General features: G+C 38.9%; 16 protein-coding genes. 4 read left to right on the top strand and 12 right to left on the bottom strand.

What is annotated here, in order from left to right:
• Positions 1-150 precede the first annotated feature (150 nt).
• Both LKE01_RS08525 and LKE01_RS08520 read left to right on the top strand, forming a co-directional pair.
• Entirely contained in the window at positions 151-690 is a 540-nt protein-coding gene (locus LKE01_RS08525; protein WP_056982854.1) for an Ltp family lipoprotein, read from the top strand.
• Between the two features lie 56 nt (positions 691-746).
• Positions 747-1,130, top strand: a complete 384-nt coding sequence (locus LKE01_RS08520; RefSeq protein WP_056982857.1) for a hypothetical protein — start codon at positions 747-749, stop codon at positions 1,128-1,130.
• 87 nt (positions 1,131-1,217) lie between these two features.
• Here LKE01_RS08520 and LKE01_RS08515 read toward each other — a convergent pair whose 3' ends face one another.
• Positions 1,218-2,669 carry a zinc ribbon domain-containing protein gene (locus LKE01_RS08515; protein WP_056982861.1) on the bottom strand — a complete coding sequence of 484 codons (1,452 nt, stop codon included), beginning with the start codon at positions 2,667-2,669 and terminating at the stop codon, positions 1,218-1,220.
• A gap of 282 nt (positions 2,670-2,951) precedes the next feature.
• On the opposite strand from LKE01_RS08515, the gene LKE01_RS08510 reads away from it, so the two are divergent.
• Positions 2,952-4,328: an ABC transporter substrate-binding protein gene (locus LKE01_RS08510; protein ID WP_371861720.1), complete on the top strand. Its 1,377-nt coding sequence runs from the start codon at positions 2,952-2,954 to the stop codon at positions 4,326-4,328.
• 267 nt (positions 4,329-4,595) lie between these two features.
• Here LKE01_RS08510 and LKE01_RS08505 read toward each other — a convergent pair whose 3' ends face one another.
• Positions 4,596-5,447 carry a histidine phosphatase family protein gene (locus tag LKE01_RS08505; RefSeq protein WP_056982865.1) on the bottom strand — a complete coding sequence of 284 codons (852 nt, stop codon included), beginning with the start codon at positions 5,445-5,447 and terminating at the stop codon, positions 4,596-4,598.
• 18 nt (positions 5,448-5,465) lie between these two features.
• A complete protein-coding gene (locus LKE01_RS08500) occupies positions 5,466-7,229 on the bottom strand; it encodes a bifunctional metallophosphatase/5'-nucleotidase (protein WP_056982867.1) in 1,764 nt (587 codons plus the stop codon).
• 219 nt (positions 7,230-7,448) lie between these two features.
• Here LKE01_RS08500 and LKE01_RS08495 point away from each other — a divergent pair, with 219 nt between their 5' ends.
• On the top strand, positions 7,449-9,203 hold the full coding sequence (locus LKE01_RS08495; RefSeq protein ID WP_056982869.1) for a DUF262 domain-containing protein: 1,755 nt from the start codon (positions 7,449-7,451) through the stop codon (positions 9,201-9,203).
• Between the two features lie 77 nt (positions 9,204-9,280).
• On the opposite strand, the gene LKE01_RS08490 is transcribed toward LKE01_RS08495, so the two are convergent.
• From LKE01_RS08490 to LKE01_RS08450, 9 genes are all read right to left on the bottom strand, one after another.
• Positions 9,281-11,056, bottom strand: a complete 1,776-nt coding sequence (locus LKE01_RS08490; protein WP_054769387.1) for a phosphatase PAP2 family protein — start codon at positions 11,054-11,056, stop codon at positions 9,281-9,283.
• A gap of 189 nt (positions 11,057-11,245) precedes the next feature.
• Positions 11,246-12,382, bottom strand: a complete 1,137-nt coding sequence (locus LKE01_RS08485; protein WP_056982871.1) for a hypothetical protein — start codon at positions 12,380-12,382, stop codon at positions 11,246-11,248.
• A gap of 242 nt (positions 12,383-12,624) precedes the next feature.
• Positions 12,625-13,509: a PfkB family carbohydrate kinase gene (locus tag LKE01_RS08480; protein WP_056982873.1), complete on the bottom strand. Its 885-nt coding sequence runs from the start codon at positions 13,507-13,509 to the stop codon at positions 12,625-12,627.
• The gene (locus LKE01_RS08475; protein WP_057961377.1) at positions 13,510-14,868 is read right to left on the bottom strand and encodes a purine-cytosine permease family protein; all 1,359 of its coding nucleotides are present in this window, start codon (positions 14,866-14,868) and stop codon (positions 13,510-13,512) included.
• A gap of 20 nt (positions 14,869-14,888) precedes the next feature.
• Positions 14,889-15,884 carry an ADP-ribosylglycohydrolase family protein gene (locus LKE01_RS08470; RefSeq protein ID WP_056982874.1) on the bottom strand — a complete coding sequence of 332 codons (996 nt, stop codon included), beginning with the start codon at positions 15,882-15,884 and terminating at the stop codon, positions 14,889-14,891.
• Between the two features lie 177 nt (positions 15,885-16,061).
• Positions 16,062-17,018, bottom strand: coding sequence for a DUF4393 domain-containing protein (locus LKE01_RS08465; protein WP_056982876.1), 957 nt, complete (start codon positions 17,016-17,018; stop codon positions 16,062-16,064).
• Positions 17,019-17,039: 21 nt separating this feature from the next.
• Positions 17,040-18,812 carry a DUF2075 domain-containing protein gene (locus tag LKE01_RS08460; RefSeq protein WP_056982878.1) on the bottom strand — a complete coding sequence of 591 codons (1,773 nt, stop codon included), beginning with the start codon at positions 18,810-18,812 and terminating at the stop codon, positions 17,040-17,042.
• Positions 18,813-18,830: 18 nt separating this feature from the next.
• Positions 18,831-19,142, bottom strand: coding sequence for a nucleotide pyrophosphohydrolase (locus tag LKE01_RS08455; RefSeq protein ID WP_054769392.1), 312 nt, complete (start codon positions 19,140-19,142; stop codon positions 18,831-18,833).
• 252 nt (positions 19,143-19,394) lie between these two features.
• On the bottom strand, positions 19,395-19,720 hold a 326-nt coding region (locus LKE01_RS08450; RefSeq protein WP_146979220.1), incomplete at its 5' end, for an Ltp family lipoprotein.

The raw sequence follows: 19,720 nt of genomic DNA, 5'->3' as shown, positions 1-19,720 counted from the left end.
TATAGTTTGTAAACTTGTTATGTCATAAATAAATGGCTATTATTGTTATAATAGGTTGTGTTATAGAAATTCAAGCTATTTTAAATTATTTCGCTTCAATCTTCGTATTTTAATTCTATAGACGATCAAACATCATTAGGAGGGTTTCATATGGATAATAGAAAAATATCAAAACCGTGGTACAAGATTTGGTGGGTCTGGTTAATCATCGTATTCGCTGTGTTTGTAGTAAGTGGAATTGCTGGGGGTAACTCTGATAACTCATCCTCATCAAATAATTCAAGTACGAAAACCGAAAAGACAACGTCTTCTAAATCTGCAAACACACAGTCATCAGAATCTTCCCAATCATCCAGCAGTACAAAAGCTACTCAAAAAGTTCCAATTGCATATAAAAATGCTCTGGAATCTGCTGAAACCTATGCAAATAGTATGAATTTGTCGAAACGTGCAATATATGAACAGTTGAGGTCAAAAGCAGGGGACCAGTTCTCTACTAAAGCTGCCTACTATGCAGTCACTCATCTTAAAGATGTTAACTGGAATAAGAACGCATTGGAATCTGCTAAGACATATCAAAAGGACATGAATATGTCACCTGCTGCCATCAGGGATCAATTAACATCGAGCGCAGGCGATAAGTTTACACAAGCGCAGGCAAATTATGCTGTTAGCCATTTACCAAAATAATCATGACAGTCCAAATACTGATGACTTAAAAAGCTGAAATGAAGGAGGTAGTTAGTTTGAAGCGACTTAAATTAAACATGTGGACCGGTATTCTTGATATTATTAATTGTATTCTATTCAGTGTGTCCTGGTTTGTTATCTTTGGGACCGCATTCAGTGATGCAAGTAATGGTGGGAATTCCACTGGATCTGCTGCGGTATTCTTTTATGGAATGGCATGGGCTGGCGTTGTATTAAATGTGATTGCACTAGTCCAATCACGTCGTTACAGTATTTCGCTTGTTGGACCAGTTCTTGGTCTGATTGGAAGTTTACTTTTTGGCATAACCGCCGCTATGGCATTGCCAGCTCTAGTTGTACTCATCATTGGAACCGTGTTTACATTTCTGCAACATCCAAAAAAAGATTATCAAGCACAGCAACATCCGAGTGAACATTAAACAATTACGTTAATAAAAGCCACATTGATTGGACTAATCAATGTGGCTTTTACTATGTGTAAAGACGTTATTATTACTGAATATTCATCAATATGCCTTGTCATAATCACTAATCTTCTGATATTGGGTTGAAATCGATTTAATTTCTACCGGATTATCATCATCGGAATTTTTAACGACGTTGGCTGTATATCGAAATACTTGAATATGGTAATGGCCGCCGGTATCAAACCGGTACTTCATATCGTAAGTCACATCACTGCTATTTTCCGAACTGAGCTTAATGGAATCAACGGTTGCGGAAACATCAATCCCGTCCAAGTTGTCATTTTCATAGTAGCTCTTTCCCATGTGTCTGAATTGACCAAAATATGGGCTGGACTCCCCGCCAACGAAGAATGAGGACATGTCATCACCATCATCATCGGTCGCATCGTCGAGGTCACCACTTTGACTATAACTGGTCATTGCTTCAGATAAGTTGGTAAACAGAGTGTCTGCGTCATCGTAGCTGACCTGCCCTTTGAATACTAACGATATGTCATGATCATCACTTGATCCGCTAACAACATGCGGTTCAGATGAAATGGACGTCTTGCCATTCTGGAAGATACCCTGAACTTTCATCTCCTGAGTCCAAGGGAAATCCTTAAAGGCCATCACACCACTACTGCCAATTTTTCCTTGATCCTTTGAATTGATCTTTACATGCGTACCAGCTGGACCACTAACTTTAAACGAAACGGTCTTGAGGGTTAGTGGAATGGTCCGGTTACTGTTTAAATGATACGTATTGGCGTTAGTCAGCTTGTGACCATTGAGGTTGGCCGAACTTGAGAGTTGATAACTTCCTGGTACCAACGGACCAATTTTCTTTGAGAAATGAGTGGTGTTGGAAACCGCAATTTTTGTGGTGTTCTCTTTAATCTGAGCGTTCTTCTTGTTGACGGTTAAAGTGACATAAACTGGCTTTACTTTAATATTCCAATTCGGGAAGATCAGGAACTTCTGGCCATCTTTTTGATAGCTGAATTTTTGATTATCAAAGGTCCCAACTCCTGATAATTGGGTTTTAAACGATAAGAGTTTGTCCGGATTTTGATTGAAGTACTTTGTGAGTGGCTGAAGAGTAGCATTGGTCAGTTTGAGGTTCGGATCGGTGGTGTAAAAGTAATCGTGTAAGTCACTTTGATTATTTTTCACAGCAGTAACTGCTCGCTTCAACGTGCTGGCTTTGGAATAATAGTACTCGCCATATGTAATACTACCAATAGCCAAAATAGCCGCAAAGACAACCAACAGGGTTTCTCGTCTGCGGCGTTTTTGCTGTTTGGTTCGAACTTTCTTTTTGGTCCGGCTTACCGGCTTTTGTGAATTTGTGACAGGAGCCGGTTGATTTGGCTCCGGCGTTTGACTCTCTTGACGGTATTCCTGCAAATTGTACCCACAATTTGGACAGAAATCATCGTCGGCAGTGATCCGCTGGCCGCAGTTGGGACAAAATTGCAGTCCATCGTCATTTGACATGTTTGGCCCCATGAATAACATCTCCTAAGAAGAGCATCATTAGTATAACTTAATAATTATATCGCTTTGGTAGATGTATGTCATGTTTGGTTAGCTTGGTTATTGTATTGATTACTCTTATTCACAGTTGTGGCTAAACCAAACTGAGCCGTTTGAGTTAGGCTTTTTGAACCCAAGGGGACAACTCAAGAACCTTTTTATTTACCATATCTTTACAGGATTTAACGATCAAATTTACAAAGATATTCGATAATTATAATCGTAATTCGTATTTAACTAAGGGAGGTATATTTGTTGGGTAATATTGTGAAGTTTATCAGGAATCACTGGATCAGTCTGGGGTTAGCTGTGTTTCTTTGTTTCGGAGCCGCAGTTGTTTCTTCTGCTTATAAGCAAACCGCAGCCGCATCTGGACGAACTAAAATTGTTTTTTGGCATGAAATGGGTGGACCTGCAGAAGTCGCGTTGGATCAAATGGTCACTGATTTTAACAATTCTCAGAACAAATACGAGGTTGTTCCTCAATATGAGGGATCTTATGATGAAGCCGTCCAAAAAATTATTCAAACTCATGGTTCAAAATCCTCACCAGCACTATTTCAATCTTTTGATATCTCCACTGCTCAGATAATGCATACCCAGTATGCAACACCTATTCAAAAGTTTATTACCAAAGAACACTATGATATGAGTCCGATTGCTCCCGCTGCTAAGGCATTCTTCTCAAACAACGGTAAACAGTTATCAATGCCTTTCAACATCTCACAACCGGTTATGTACTATAATGCCAGCCTGCTGAAAAAGTACCATATTCCAACTCCGTCAAAGTCACCAAGTTACAGTGAAATCACTAAGACTGCTAAAGAGCTGTACCAACGTTCACATCATCAGGTCAAGGGAATGACCATGGAAATTAATGGTTGGCTAATGGAAGAAGCATTGGCCAATGCCCATCAATTATTGGTTAACCATCAAGATGGTCATGCTGGTGCCCCAGACAAAATTAATTTGAACAATCCCACCTCTCAAAAATATCTTAAGTGGCTGCAGGAAAACATCCACGCCAAAGATTTCATGAATTATGGTTCCGGATCAAATGCTGCAGCAAACGAAATTGCCGGTTTTATGTCAGGTAAAGTCGGAATCTTCTTTAATACATCTGCCTACATCAGCCAGTTAACAGTCAATCCCAAACTTAAATTGGGAATTTCTTATTGTCCTCATCCAGATGGCGTCAAAAGAAATGGTGTCAGCATTGGCGGTGCTTCTCTTTGGATTGGAAAGGACAAATCAAAAAACGTTCAAAATGGTGCATTTGAATTTATCAAATACGCCCTTAAGCCAGAAGAACAAGCCAAATGGCAGAAAGCAACCGGTTATATGGCCATCAACAAAAACGCCGAAAATACTAAAACTTTAAAAGACCTATATGCCAAGTACCCAGAGGCAAAAGTGCCATTTGAACAACTTTCAACGGTCAAGCCAAACAATGCCAACTCTGGTTTGTTAATGGAAGGGATGCAATATACCAGACAACTGGAGCAAACCGCAATGGAGCAAACTTATGAAGGTGCTAATATTGACAGCACATTGAATTCAGTTAACAACCAAATGAATTCAAATCTGCAGCGCATTAATAAAGCAAATAATAATTTTAAGACGGTACAATAAATTCGATAATTAATAATAAATACAAACGAAGAAAAAAAGGTCGTCACTGATCAGATAACTGAACCCCTTGAATTGGAAAAAACAAATTCAAGGGGTTCAGTTCATTGTCTTCTTTATGATGTTTATCTTATTTTAACCGCTCTTAAAAATTGTCTCAGTAACCGGCTTACTTTCATAAACGCAGTTTGAATTTATAGTGATAAAGAATTCCCCCGATCAATAAATAACTATTGATCGGGGGAATCGCACTTTAATTAAGGGTACATATTATTTCATTAGTTGCGCACCCTTATTAACATAATCAAGTGAGGCAATTGGACCGTTAACACTGAGCTTACCATTCTTGTATACCAATTTAGTTACAGCAGCATTAGGGATTGCTGCACCGGTATAATTTGGTGCCATTGTAGAAAGATACTCATTGATGGACATCCCTGAACTAACAACTAAAGCATTGCCGCCACCATTTTTAAGGGTACGTTTTGCAATTGTATTCAGTTCATTAGTCATTCGAGTTTGGACCATTGCCGCACTTTCTGCACGATCACCACTCACTAATTTAGTATTTTGTGAATTTTCTTGATCCAAAGTGTAATATGCATCTTGTAATTGGTTCCAATAGTTGGATCCGGTTGCCTTCTGGAATTCTGCACCGGAAGTGTATCCATAAACACTGGCAATCTTATCATTGTCAGCAGCGATACTATCACCTTCGAAGCTTCCGTAACCACCTTCACGCAAAAACTTCGAAATATTGACTTTAACATTCTTGTTACCGGAATATTTAAGAGCTTCCTTAGCAGTTACTTCTTGACGAGTGAGATTACCTGCATATGCATACTTGAACTTAATCCCTTTCAAGCCATAGCCCAACTGATCAGCAACTTTCACGCCATTAGCAGTTAATGGGAAGTCACTCCAGCCTTGGACTCTCCCCATAACATTCCCGGTAGTCTCACCGTGACGAGTTAGGTAAATAGTTACGGGCTTTGTTTTAACAGCCTTTTTGGTGGTTGCTTTGGCCGATGCGTTGATGCTTTGTGTTGGAATTGAAAATGCAAATACCCCTGCCATTCCAACTGTACCTATGATGGCAACTAATGTTTTTGAAAGTTTCATTGTAATTTCCCCTTTAATTTATCCTTGTATTTTGCGATTTAATTGTGGAACTGGAATTGGACTATTATCTTGCATATAGCTGGTTAATAAATCGATATCTTGGCCAGCATTATCAACAATCTTGCCCTTGGTAAAAGCAGAATATCCATCGCCTCCGGTTGAAAGATAATCATTGGTAAGAACACGGTATGTTCCACCTAGGTCAATATCCTTTCCATCAACTTGAACATCAGACACTTCAGCAATTTGGTTGCCATTACTTGCGGGCTTAAAATGATACGTCAGACCAGAAATTTGTAAGAAGTACAACTGCGTTTTAGTGTATTGTTCGTTCAATAAATCCACAATATCTTGGCCAGTCATTTCAACAATCGGTTGACTATTCCCATAAGGCTGCATGTCATACAAAGTTCCTAATGTAACTTTGCCAGCTCCATCCGCAACCATTGCACTTCTGATGGAATCATTACTGGTGACAGCAATGTCAGTCTTGTGGCCTTCTTTATTTGCAACGTTTCTTTGTGCATCAACCACGACATATGCAGCTGCAGATTCCTTATTGGCTGATAAATCATTACTGATCGTTTTCCCGCCCTGAATGGAACCTACAGGAGTATTGATAATTGGTGCCACTCGTTGATTAGCCATATTAATAATATCGGAAATTGTGTAGAATGATTGGTCATTCTTAAAGGTTGCTTTTGGATCATCAGCAAGTGAATATACCGGCTTAACCATCGCCTTCAAACTCTTCTTGTCAAAGTCTTTAGTCTTTACATTTAACTTGCCGGTAATATCTGAATAACCCTTGCCTTGGAAGCCAGCTTGAACAACAGGAACTCCGTTTACAATACCATTGGCATACTGGTGACTGTGAGCAGCAAAGAAAATATCCACGCTGTTGTGCGGATCAATCTTATCAAGTTTTTTGATATCGTTAACTGCATCTCCAGTTGTCTTACCATTCTGAGTCACGGCACCTGTATGTCCGAGAACAACAATTGCTTTAACACCTTTATGACGTAAAACCTTATCATATTTCGCAATGGTTGTTGCTTCATCCAGTAAAGTATAGTTCTTGGCAATCCCTGGTAAATTAGTATTGAGAATACCAATATAACCAACTTTAACTGATTGCTTGGTCTTAGGATCAGTGACTTTCTTAATATAATAAGGGCTGTATCCTGTTGGTATCTTGTTAGTGTTTTTATCCAAAACATTGGCAATCAGCATCTTCATGCCAGTATTAACAAATGGATAATCCTTAATTGCTTGAATTTGCTGCTGATTCTTGAGACTTGCAGTTGACGGCGTCTGGCCTTTAGTTTCTACTAAAAATTGACCAATACCATGATCAAATTCATGATTGCCAAGCACGCCGATCTGAATATGCATGGCCTTTAACGATGCCAAAGTTGGTCCATCATCCAACAAGGCGGAGTTTGCAGGGCTTGCTCCAACCATGTCACCACTCTGGAGACGAACCGTAACCCCGCCTTTATTTGCTTTTTTAAATTGCTGCTCGGATTGATCAAGATAGCCGCCTAACCGTGCTAATCCACCAGCATTGGTGACCGTTTTTTGATCCATCACGAATTTACCAGTCGTCTGCAACCCACCATGGATGTCGTTCACGGTTAAAAACTGTACTGGTATCTGTTGGCTCGATTTAGATTTGGCACTAACAGTTGTCGAATTTGTTGCAAACCCTGTTATTCCAAGCACCAAAGCAACAGACAAAATACCTACCCAACAAAATAATGAATTCCTCTGTTTTTCCATCGCGATTCTCCAATCTTTAAGAGCTTTGTAAACGCTTGCATGGTAATTTTATCATCTAGTAAAAGGTTATACAAGATGTAATTCCAACTAAATTATGTTTAGATGCAAACACAATGTATTTGGAAAATAAAATCGTCTTTTAAACGATCAAAAATTAAGTAAATATTATAGTATAATAAGGATATTATGAATTAAATAAAGCATTGGGGAGATAATGTAATGGTAAAATTCTATCCTTCAAGAAAAAACATTAAAAATTATTTAGAGGATTTAAGAGCAACAATTCCTGACTATCAACGTGGCTACTCGTGGGAGCAAGACCAAGTTGGAGATTTTATTAACGATCTCGAGGACGAAAGCCATCGTGAAGAAACATCTGAATACTTTTTTGGCCCCATAGTTGCTGTTGATAAGAACGATAATAATCCTCGCGAACAAATAATTGATGGACAACAAAGACTGACAACAATTACCATCTTTTTAGCAGTTGTTCGTGATCTACTGGCAGCAATCTCCAAGGGGCCAGTAGACAAAAATAGCCGAACAGTTGTAAAAATTATTGAGGATTATATAGGCGATACCACGGATGACAGCAGTTTACGGCTTTTACAAAAAGGAGAAGGCAGTAACTTTTTCCGAGAAGAAATTCAAACACCTAAAGACTTTAAAAAAGTTGAAGACGTAAAACAAAAAAGGGACACTAGAAAAAAGGGCACAAAGCCGACTCAAAATATCATGGCACATGCGTATAACCAAATTCTTGAATCTATAAAAAGCTCTCAAAATAGTAATGAACGACTTGAGGACACCGTTATGCGTTTGTACAATACTTTACTCAATCACTTTTTTGTAATAGAGATATTGACATCAGATGAAGTAAACGCATTTCAAATATTTCAAACATTAAATGCCCGTGGAAAAGATCTAACTTCTGCGGACTTAATTAAGAGTAACTTTTTTGGTCGGGCTCGTACACAAACTGAAGGAACCAGACTAAAAGATAGTTGGCAGTTAGCCCAACAAAATCTCCAAACAGAAGACCTAACTGATTACATCCGGTATCTTTGGAATTCTCAACATCAATTTGCAACTAAAAGAAACTTATATCGGAAAGTCCTTGATGAATTTAAAAATGATGTTAGTGGAATATTAACTTTTTCATATGATATCGGAAAACTATCCGATGAATTTGCAGAGCTCAATGGTGTAAATCCAATTGATGATTCATTTACAGACCAGATTGGAAATAAATCAGTCACCATCATTAACGAACTCAACGCCCTTAACTTTCACGCTTATTATCCAATGGTGCTCGCACTATTCAAGATTGAAGCAACCCAAAAGGAATTTAGTACCGCTCTTTCAATGATACAAAGGATTCTTCTACGAAACAAAATTGTTGGTGGGGGAACCAATTGGTTAGAAAAGTTATTCGCGCAAGAGGCATCAAAAATTGTTCAGAGTCGGGATATTGGTGATTCGATAGACTATTTGAACGAGCATGCGATTACTGAACGATTAACCGATAAAAAAATACAAAGTGCAATGGAAAGCTTTGACTTCAGTAAAGACGAAAAGTTTGCCAAAGCACTGCTACGTATCATCGAGAACACTTTCAACAATAGTAAGGAACGTGGAGACCTACTTCCCACCAACTCCAAAATACACTTGGATCATATAATGCCACAAGTTCCTAAAGATTATTCAGACTGGGGTTGTACGTCAGCGGATGACATAAATTTCAAAAATTCTCTATGGCAGTTAGGAAATTTGACGCTTTGGTATGGGCCAGATAATTCATCACTGAAAAATTCGAATTTTCAGATGAAAAAATCTGGAGAACCCAATAGAAACAATGGATACAAAGACTCTCTTGTGATGTTAACAAAAGATCTTACCAGTTATCCTGAATGGAATCCTACAACCATCAATGAGCGAGGTCAAAAATTAATCAACCAAATCATTCAACTTTAAGGCACTCCAACAAACATACAAAAATGAAGGAAGACTTGATCATACAATCAGTCTTCCTTCGCTTTTACATATTTTGATTATTTTACCAACTCAACACCATTCTTCGTATAAGCCACATGCCAGCCTTTATACCCACCAGAAACTGTAACGTGAGCAAACTTACCATGTCGTGAGCTAAACTTAAACAGCACATGTTTCTTAGACGGTTTAGACTTCAAGTTAATCACTAATTTACCACCAAGACGGCCAGTCCCTTTGGCAACAATTCGACTATTACCATTAACCCTGACTGTGCCCTTTTTGCCTTGAGTATAATTGCCCTTCACACTCACAGCTTTGGTAGATAGCTTCAAAGTTCCATCACTCAACTTAAGATTGCCAGATCCCAGGGCATCTTTATTGGCAGCGATAATCGTGCCGTCCTTGATAAACGTTCCACCTTTATAAGAGTTGGCGCCCTCCAAAGTCAAACTTCCAGTTCCCTTCTTAATCAGCGCACCACTACCAGAAATATTATTGCGCCAAGTATCACTAGCATCGAATCCCCCTCGTTTTGCATTCATATTAACCGTTGTGTTTCCCAGCAAGCTGCCAAATCCAGCACCTGCTTTAAACAAGTCCAATCGGCCCCAGCCCTCAGTATCTTGGCCCATTGGGTAGCCTGACTTAAATCCGGTTGTGTATAGAACTTCTCGACGTTGGGTAGCGTTCAAATATGGAAAACGGGTTTGAATGAGAACTTCGGCACCCTTTGGTACGCGCATCTTTTCCTTGGTGGAAGAGATTGGCTTGTAACCATATGTCATGCGGTATTCAAAGTTCTTCAAATTAGTCTGGTAGTTCTTGTAATCATCCTTTGATTTGGTAACCTTTGAATGCAATAAGACACTTTGGGCATTCTGATAAGCTTTATTAGCAATTGATTTATTCTGCGAATTATTCAAAACAGATGCAGCAACCGCTGTTCCCAAGATTCGGCCACCCATAACTGCCAGAGGTGAATGTCGACCCACCAGGATTCGATCATAGCCGACTTCAGATGATCGGGTAACCAGTTGTTGGAAACGCTCTGGAAAGGCGTAGGCCATCGATAAACCGGTCTCCCAGGCTTGGGTTGTGTGACCGCTTGGAAAATCATAATCGTTCTGAGGTGTGGCATCAAAAGCCGCTTTCAAATACGGATTGACCTGCACACGCGGATCTTGCCGGAAGGGCCGAATGTATTTGTAGAACTGCTTGGCGTTTCCAGATGAGGAATAATACCAAAGTGCAGTCGTATCCACCAAGTCAACCATTGACCCCAACTTGGATTTTTCATCAGCCCAAGTAATGCCTGATCCTGGATCATCCTTGGTGTCAGCTGGCAATTCGCTAGTCGGTAAATTATAGAACAGAGTCTTGGCGTTCGAGTTCTCAATGAAAGCCTCAGCGTATGGCCCCAATCCTCGAATCACATCATAAGGACTGTCCTGCCGATCAGTGATGTATGACCGGAGTTCTTCAGCTGGTGTGACATTTTCAGAAATTTTAACTGATTTATCAATATTTTCTTGAAGAATCTTGGGGTTTAGCTTAGTGCCATCTCCCTTATAGAACTTAGCAAATGTATTATTAAATAATGCCGTCGATGGATTAGTATCCGGCGAATCATTTTCTTTTCGATTTAAGAGATATTGATCAACATAGTAGCCGTAACTGGCTTTGTGCGGTGCAAGCAACTTCTCAAGCTTGGTAGATGCCTGTGATTTTGCCTGGACGGATTCTTGACTAGTGAGCAATGCAGAACCAGTCAAAATGACGGTAAAGGAACCTGCCATCAGCTTCATCAATTGTGAATGTTTTGTAAAAAACATAAAATACCCTCCCAATGTATATGGCCTGTGGAATGCAAGATTCCTACATGCTCAGGATACATTGGGTGGGTAAATTTATTGTTGATTTGGGGTAAAGGTTGGGTAAAAAAGCATGATTAGGAAATACTAACAATGTCAAACACGAATTAAGTAGGGTTGCATATTTGCTAACCTATCTTATTCAACACCTTAAAAAGGATTATATTTCAGTTTCAAATTATTATCCGTTATATATCCGTCCCATTTGCTAAGCTTCAAAGTTGGATGCTTATGGTTAAAATAATATCCCTTGATGGCAATATTTTGTCTGCCACGATAGGAATAAGCCCTTTTAAGAAACCGCATTGCCTGGTTATAAGTAGTCTTCCCACCAGAAGATTTAACATACTCGTAATCATAATAATGTGCAGCACTTATTCCGTCAGTTGTATCTTTCTGCAAGTCTTGGCCTTTCTCTGAATTATACGTTGCAAACAAAACGTAAAATATATAAACCGAGATATTGGATTTGATAATTCCTTTCCTATTCTTTTTGTAAAGCTTGTAAGCACGACCAATGACTTGCTTAATTTTTTCTTGTGGAATATATAGAGCAATGTATTGATTATGAGCCTTTTTATCATTCTTAATGGTATAAAGTGAATCAGAGTCGGCGTTAGTTTTAACTACTACGTTTTCACCCCAGGCACTAATTCCATCCGCAATTGCCTGGTATAACGAAGAAAGATCGTTCTCCAATGACTCATATGTGTCATCTTTTTGAACATGTTCCCAAACCGTTTTCACGTTTAACTGATTTGCTGGTGAAAGGCGGTTGATAAATCGATTATATATAATTTCGGCTCCATTTCTATCTAATGAAGCGTCCCCCATACCTGCTGACTTGCCATCATTTGAAAGATTTTCACCCCCAGCCTCCAAATATGAATCATAGTTCTGATCAATATTTTGAGGCGAAAAACTCATTTCATGAAGAACATCTGCAATAGTCATCGCATGTGCAGGGCCATAATCCGCATTGTAACCTGGTTGATATGTAATAGGTGCAGCGTAAAGTGTTGTCAAATTTTTCGACAACTTATTATATTCGTCAGTTAGTACTCTATCCGTTTTTACAGGATCTGACGAATTTTGGATTGCACTGAATATGGATTGAATATCATCGCGAGCATAATTATCAGTGACAGTTTGTTTCACGGCAGCATGAACCGTTACACTTTTTGGGTAGGTAATAACCTTTGAATCCCCATTATCAAATGTCGCTATGGCAACACAGGCAGATGCAACCCCAATTATTGCATAACGAAGTATCTTCTTATTTCTCATAAAACCCCTCCAAATAGTATTAAAAAGCAGATTTTCCTAAAATCCACGTCCTAATGATAGTATTCTTTTGAAGTTATGGCAATGCGAACTTTTATTGAATGTTTCAGCCACGATTAATGTACATTTGTAGCAATAAGCTTTAAAATCGCTCCAAACAAATCAGCCTCAACTTCCCAGTCAAATGACAATTACGGATTCTGGAAAATTTTGGCTGATTTATTTTGTTACTGACAAATATTCTACTATCTGTCCAATAAGCTCCCACTGTCTTGACCAACAACAAGTCCAGCAATCTCATTTCCCTCCTGAACAGCTTCTTGAACACTCATGTCCTGACTCAATCCAGCCAGAAAACCACCACAGAACGTATCACCCGCTCCAAGCGTATTAACCACTTTAACATTGATAGAACGGATCATCTGTGAATACTTACCCTCACAAAGATAGGCACCTTGTTTACCAAGCGTCAAAATAACGGGCGAGTGCGTTTTTTCAAATAACTGACGACACTTCAGCTCTAAGCTGCTAACCCCAGGAACCAGATGATCAATTTCGTCTTCATTACAATGTATAATAACATGATTATCGTACAATCTCTGAATTGTCTCATCAGAAATATATTCAATCCGTGGTGAAGCATCAAATAACACAACAGCACTAGATTCTCGTTTATCCAATGCATCCAAAATGACACGTGCAGCTTTTTCATCTTCCATTTCATAACCACTAATATAAAACGCGTCATAATCAGAAATATTAATTTTTTTGAACCAATCAGGCTGCCAAAGCTGTTCAATTCCATTAACAGTCAAAAAACTTCTTTCACCGTCCGGCTCCACAAATGAAATATCCCAACCATTATCTGCACCATCAACTTTTAGAAGGGGTTTGATACTTTTTTTAACCATATCTTTTGATACCAAATCAGCATAATGTCCCTTGCCAATCGGAACAAATAAATCTACATCCTGTTCAGCATACTTAATTGCACCATAAACGTTAAAAGCAGAACCACCAACAATATTCGCCCGTAGCTTGCCACTTACATCTTCACCAGTTGTTGGTAAATTCGGAACATCCATCAACACGTCAACAAATGCTGCACCGATCACTAATGTTTTGTTCATTTATGCCACCTTCTTATTTGGAACGACAACCTTCCATAAAAGCATGCAAACAATCGCAATAATTGCTGAAATAAAGACGCCTAAACTATTATTTCTAAAGATACCATGTGCAAACGGACCATCCCAGACAGCGTTGTTAGTGAATAAGAATCCAGTTGTTGTGGCCAATATCCAGGAAATAATTCCACGCCAATTAAAATGAGTCTTTGAATCATTTTCAAGTAGGCTAATATCATAACCTTTTGATCTGAACATCACACTATCGCACAAAAATATTGCCACCCAACTTGCCAAGCAAATCCCTAAGAAGTTCAAGAACAACTCAAAGTTACGGAGAAAGTTACCTGATATGAACAATACATAGATTGGAATCGCTAATACAATGGCACCATGAATAATCAAAGATGTCCGTTGGGTGACATTAATACCAATTGTTGCCAAGTTAATCCGTGCAGAACGAAATGAAATAATACATTGCGGAATCAGACCCCCAGCAGCAACAAGGAAGTAAATTGGACCAATCCATGCAGGTAGTGCCGAATACATAACGCCAAATGGATCTCCAGTCGTTGCCAATGAAGGCTCAATTGTACTCAGCAACACTCCTCCAGCCATCAACACAAACAATGGTACTGCTCCGCCCATCGTAGTATTCCAAAAAGTGGCAGATGGTTTCGTTTTCTCGGTAACGTAGGCTCCCCAATCTGCGGCAGCCATTGACCAGGAAATTCCGGATCCAGCAGCAACAATGCTGACAGCAGGCAAAACACCAGTAATCCAACTTCCAGATGGAAGGCTAAATGCTTCCTGCCATTTTGCTTTAATAAGAAACAATACAAGAATCAAAACTGTTAGAATCCCAAATATCCAACTTAACCAAGTTTGAATTTTTGCTAACGTGGCTTCTTTCAATAAACCAGATAGAACTACTAACCCGCCAAAGATGGCAAGCGCAATGGCTGTCGTAACTGAAGACTTTTTCACATTAATAATATTGAATAATGATACCAGCAACAAAGTTCCTGTAATCACGTTGACCGCAAGCCAACCCACCATATTGAACCAGGCTATTGCGTTAGGAATTTTGTTGCCATGAGTTCCGTACGCTGCCCGACTTAATTTGAAGGTTGTTACACCCTCCTTTTGGCCGATCATGGCAACCCAACCGGGGATTGCGAAAGACAATGCCCCAACAAACGATGCAATAATGGCTTGAAAAAATGATAAATGATAGCTAACAATCATTGCGCCAAATACAAATCCCATAATACCGATATTGGCAGCAAACCAATTGTAGAAAAGTTTGCCAGCAGTTAATGTCTTTTCTGAATCTGGAATCTTAATAATATTATCATCCATGAATTTCACCCCATAATTTGTTATTTGAATTGTAAAATTTTATCCGCATACTCATTGAAATCATGCTGAGGATTTTGCTGATCAACCAGTTTGATCCATTCTGATGGGATCGATACTTTACCATTTTTTGCACCACATATTGCGGTTGCCATTGCACCAATTGTGTCTGTATCACCACCAAGGTTGGCACACATCAACGCACATTTTTGCACATCTCGACAATAATATGCTATTGAAACAGCTGCCGGAATACTCTCAGAAATCATTGTTCCCGTACCGATCAAGTTGTAAATGTGTTGACTGAACTTTTCATCTGAACCTTTGTCTTTTTGAGCAATGTTGATGCCCAATTCAAGGCGGTCACGTGTCTTGGCTGCCCATGTTGGTGCGCCAAACTTGAACCCAACATCATTAGCTCGTAGCGCAAAATCAATCACGTCATCCCAATTTTGATCTGCCATGGCAGCTGTTACGGCTCCAGCTATCATGGAGGCCCCACTGATTGAAACGTCACTAGAATGAGTAATCTTAGTTATCTCAAAGACCATGTGAACCAATCGCTCCAATTCTTCTGGATTAAATAATGCACCAATTGGTGAAATCCGCATTCCAGCACCATTAGTTAGTGCCTGATCCGTGATGGGACGTGGATCCTTACCATCTTTAAGAGCTGTTAACGCTGCTTTGCTGCTCGGTCCAAGAATATTGTTCTCCCAGGCACCAACAGACTCTGCCCAAGCCATGATATGCTTTACCAAAATCTTTGAATCAGGCCGCCAATTATTTTCAATTAGTCCATCCAGTATTGCAAGTGCCTGATTGGTGTCGTCGGTATACTGGCCTTTTTTGAAGTTCTTAGCTATATCATTATTATCAGGCCCATCAAGAAAAGTGGTGATCTTGCCATGAAATTGATCTCGGATCTTCTCCACCGGCCACAGTTCCGATGGCATTCCCATTGCATCACCAATGGCCTGACCATAAAGCACGCCCAGAACTTTATCTTTACTGCGCATGAGTATTCCTTCTTTCTGTTACTAGATAAAATAAAAGTATTTTGTACTTATATTGATATAATACCGTATATGGGGTGTAATGTCTTGTGTTTTGCATTTATTTTTTAATTAAAAAAGCATCCTCAAAAGGATGCTCTGATTTGCTGAATTTATGCCTTAATTGTTTAGTATATTTCGCTAATTGAAATTCTGACCAAAAACTATCTCACAGAAGTTTTTACCAATAGCTGTTAAAGATACGGTTCTGAATGTTTTATTCAATCGCATATTCTGCAGGTGGCCAAGTGCATCTTTTAAGTTATTTGGAGTATCCGTTGGTATTTGAACTTCAATTTCAACTGTGTTCTCATCAATTTGCTTTGACTCCGCTGGTTGTAACTGTTTTTTTAAATCGTCAATCGCTTGATTATGATCCTTTTGAAAATCATCAATAGCGTCATTAACCCTAAACACCTCGTCAAGCGGTTTCCCTGCCCATTTTACAAGACTATAAGAATCTACTTCTATTAGGTTCATCCTTAACAAGGTATCCATACTAACTTGTCCATCTCTATATGAGAATTTAACCCCAGGACTTGATAACACCTCGGTCACAACAGAGGGTAAGATATTCGACCGGTGTCCATTTTCCATTGCTCCGTCTGTATATGACATTTCCATAATAGGAATTTGTGATCCTACGTTCATTGTGATGCCCTGTACAGCATGTTCTCGAGTTCCCGAAATATACTTAAGTAAATTAGCATCGTTCGAAGACATCTCCGTCAGAAATTGAACGAACGACTGATGTATCTTATTATTTTTAGAATTGTCAAATGCCCCCGCTGCAACTTTTGCAAACATCTTTCTAAGCTCAGGCTCATCAATATAGTACTGAGATGCATCCAAAGCCGGCCCTAGAATTGACAGTTTTGGGTTTTGAATATTATCACTTGGTATCGCTTGTAAATTAGCCTCTAATTCATTCTTGTATTCTTTTAGATAAAATTCATGTTTGATTCGTGCTTTCTTAACTCTGTACCCAAAGATGTTAAACCAAAGGTCGTTTAAAGTATCTAGTGGTTCCTTAAGCGCTTTTGCAGCAATAACAGCAGTACCAAATTTCAATAAATCATTTGGATCAATGGAATTCATATTCACACCCTCTATTACAAATCACCTATGTAATCTATTGCAATCTTCATCAGCTTTCAACATCGCTTTGCGCAACTCATCATCAACCGCATAAATATATAGCCCATGAACCCCACGAGTAAGCAAAACATTCAACTCATTAGGAAGCAACTGACTGGCAACTTTCCGCTTTTTGCCATCATGTAATGTACGGTTTCGAATAGCATTGGTATTCTCACTGGCATCTGCATCAAAAACAACGTGTCCATTGCGGTACTTAACAGATGGACCAATAATGACACCGCAATAGTTCAAATCAAAGCCTTGAATAGTGTATGTTGAACCAACTTCATCAAGTGTTTGTTCCTGTTCAGCCCAAGCCAGCTTTTTCAGTGAACGGCTACCCTTGGGTTTAAGCTGCAGGTTCCATGGTAACGACAAATCTCCGGCAGTTACCATCCAATAACCGCCATTATCTGGTTTCCTCTTACCGTTATATTTCCAATCAAAAGTAGCAAGAATCCTGGATAGCCCAGCCTTTTGATCTCCCAAAGCCTTATCTCGTATTGCTTCATACATTTCTTTGGCATCATCAAATATCCTCAAGTCATATTTACTGTCTTGCGGGATTTTTTTGATTATTTTTTTATCAGTAATATCTCTAATCCATTCAATTGTTTCTTTGTTGGCGTCAATGCGTAGCTGATTACTCAACATAATCAGATTATTCTGCTTCATTGCCTTTTCTTCCATATTTTGAATTTGCTGGGGCTCCAAATATTCCTCAGTCTTCAAAATTTGGTTCCGGTCAAAAATTGCAACCGTAATTCTGGCGCGCTTCAAAATGTCATCAAGCTGATTCTGACCTCGATATGCTTGTTTACCTTGAGTCCACAGCAAGTGAGCTTCATCAACCAGCACAACATCGGCAGGATCACTTTCATCGTGCGAGTTAATAAAATGAGTGGGCTTACTTACAACATCATCATATTGATAGTTCAAATTCAACTTATCGATAATATCTTCATATACCTTCAACTGCTCATCATGGTTAACCAAAACATAGTTCTTTAAGTGATCAAATCCTTGTCGAAGTGGGCTACCGTCGTCTTTCAAAGTACTGATTAAATAAAAGATCGTACTCAAAAGAACTGTTTTCCCAGAACCGGCTTCCCCTTCAACCAAAATCAGTTGGCCCTTTTTCTTTGAAAGCAATGCATCAATTACCTTATCAACAATAATATCTTTTGCATTCTTTTGTTCAGTTGTTAAGTTATGAAATGGTGACGCCTTAAAAATCGCAGAGTCTCGTATAATACTTTCAACAGGAAATAAATTCTTGTCAAAGCCGCGAAGCTTACGCCAAATTCGAGAAAAGATTTTATCTTTTTCGTTAGATGTATAATATTCATTTTGTTCATTTTCGCGGCGATTATTGAGTCTTTTCACACTGGGAACGCCAAGCATAAAAAGCATCATCTGATTTTCAATATCAAGCGTCAACGATTTATTGAAATGATCATGACCAATCACAAACATTTGTGCATCCTTGGATTTCGAAAGCTCACGCCAATCATCCCTTACCCGAGGGTCCTCATTCAAATGCTGCTCAGTCCGACGTTCAATGTCATTGGTCTCACCAACATAAACTTTATAACCACCAGATTTAATCGGTGAATAAATAATATAAACCGTCGGATACTCCATCAGTAATCTGCGTTTAAGCTTATCCCCATCGATTACATCTGTGAGATTGTCAGTGGCTTGGGAGTCATATTTAATTTTTTCAATAATGGGGTAACCAATATCACTCATCGTAAACACCTTTCAACCTTACTTATCAAATTTCCAGTGACGTTTCTTATTTATATCCAGTTTCTCTTGGACAATGTCATTAGGCTGAACACCCAACTTATCACACATATAATAGCAATATGTCAGTATGTCTGCCAGTTCAAGTTCCATGTCATGCTTTTGTTTATCAGAAAACTCTTTATCATTTTCCATATCCCATAGAAACAATTCATTTAGTTCGCCAGATTCGATACCCACTGCACGTGCTAATGCTGGCAATGTATGGTATTGATTCCAGCCACGACTGTTTCGAAAATCAGTTAATTCTTTAATCAATTGATCATATTCCATATCGTAAACCTCCCATTTAAATATAGCCTTTTAGCAAACTCCTCATCAGCCAACTTGTCACGAAATATGCTTAAATTAGAGGAGATCAAGATTGCTTAAAATCACAACAATGATTAAATTAATCTGGGATACTCAAAAACACACAATAAATTGCAAAGCTTAATTTTCCATCGTCCGCCTATTTAATAAGAAATGAACTGCTACTCCATGAATATAAAAGTTCATAACAGGGAGAAACAGTCCAACTTATTTTTATAGATGGTGAACTGCATAGCGTGCTTGAGAACGGGTAAACATATCTCCATATGATGATATGAGTTGATAATAAATTGCCCTTTTAGACATATGCTCATTGTGACGGTAAAAGTGGGCAGATCTTAAGGCATTGCGATTCCAACTAATTCCATGAAGATGACGAACGGCATAACTTGCTGCATGTTTTGAAAATCCATCACCGTATTTTGAAATTAATTGATGGTAAATTGCCCGCTTGGACATATGCTCAGATCGAGCATAAAAATACGCACTAGACAAAGCTGCCCTTTTCGAAGATGAAGCCATTACAACGATGGTATTAG

Origin of the sequence: Lentilactobacillus kefiri (assembly GCF_007989105.1) — a bacterium.
Lineage (GTDB): Bacteria > Bacillota > Bacilli > Lactobacillales > Lactobacillaceae > Lentilactobacillus > Lentilactobacillus kefiri.
This window is presented reverse-complemented; position numbering and strand designations above follow the sequence as displayed.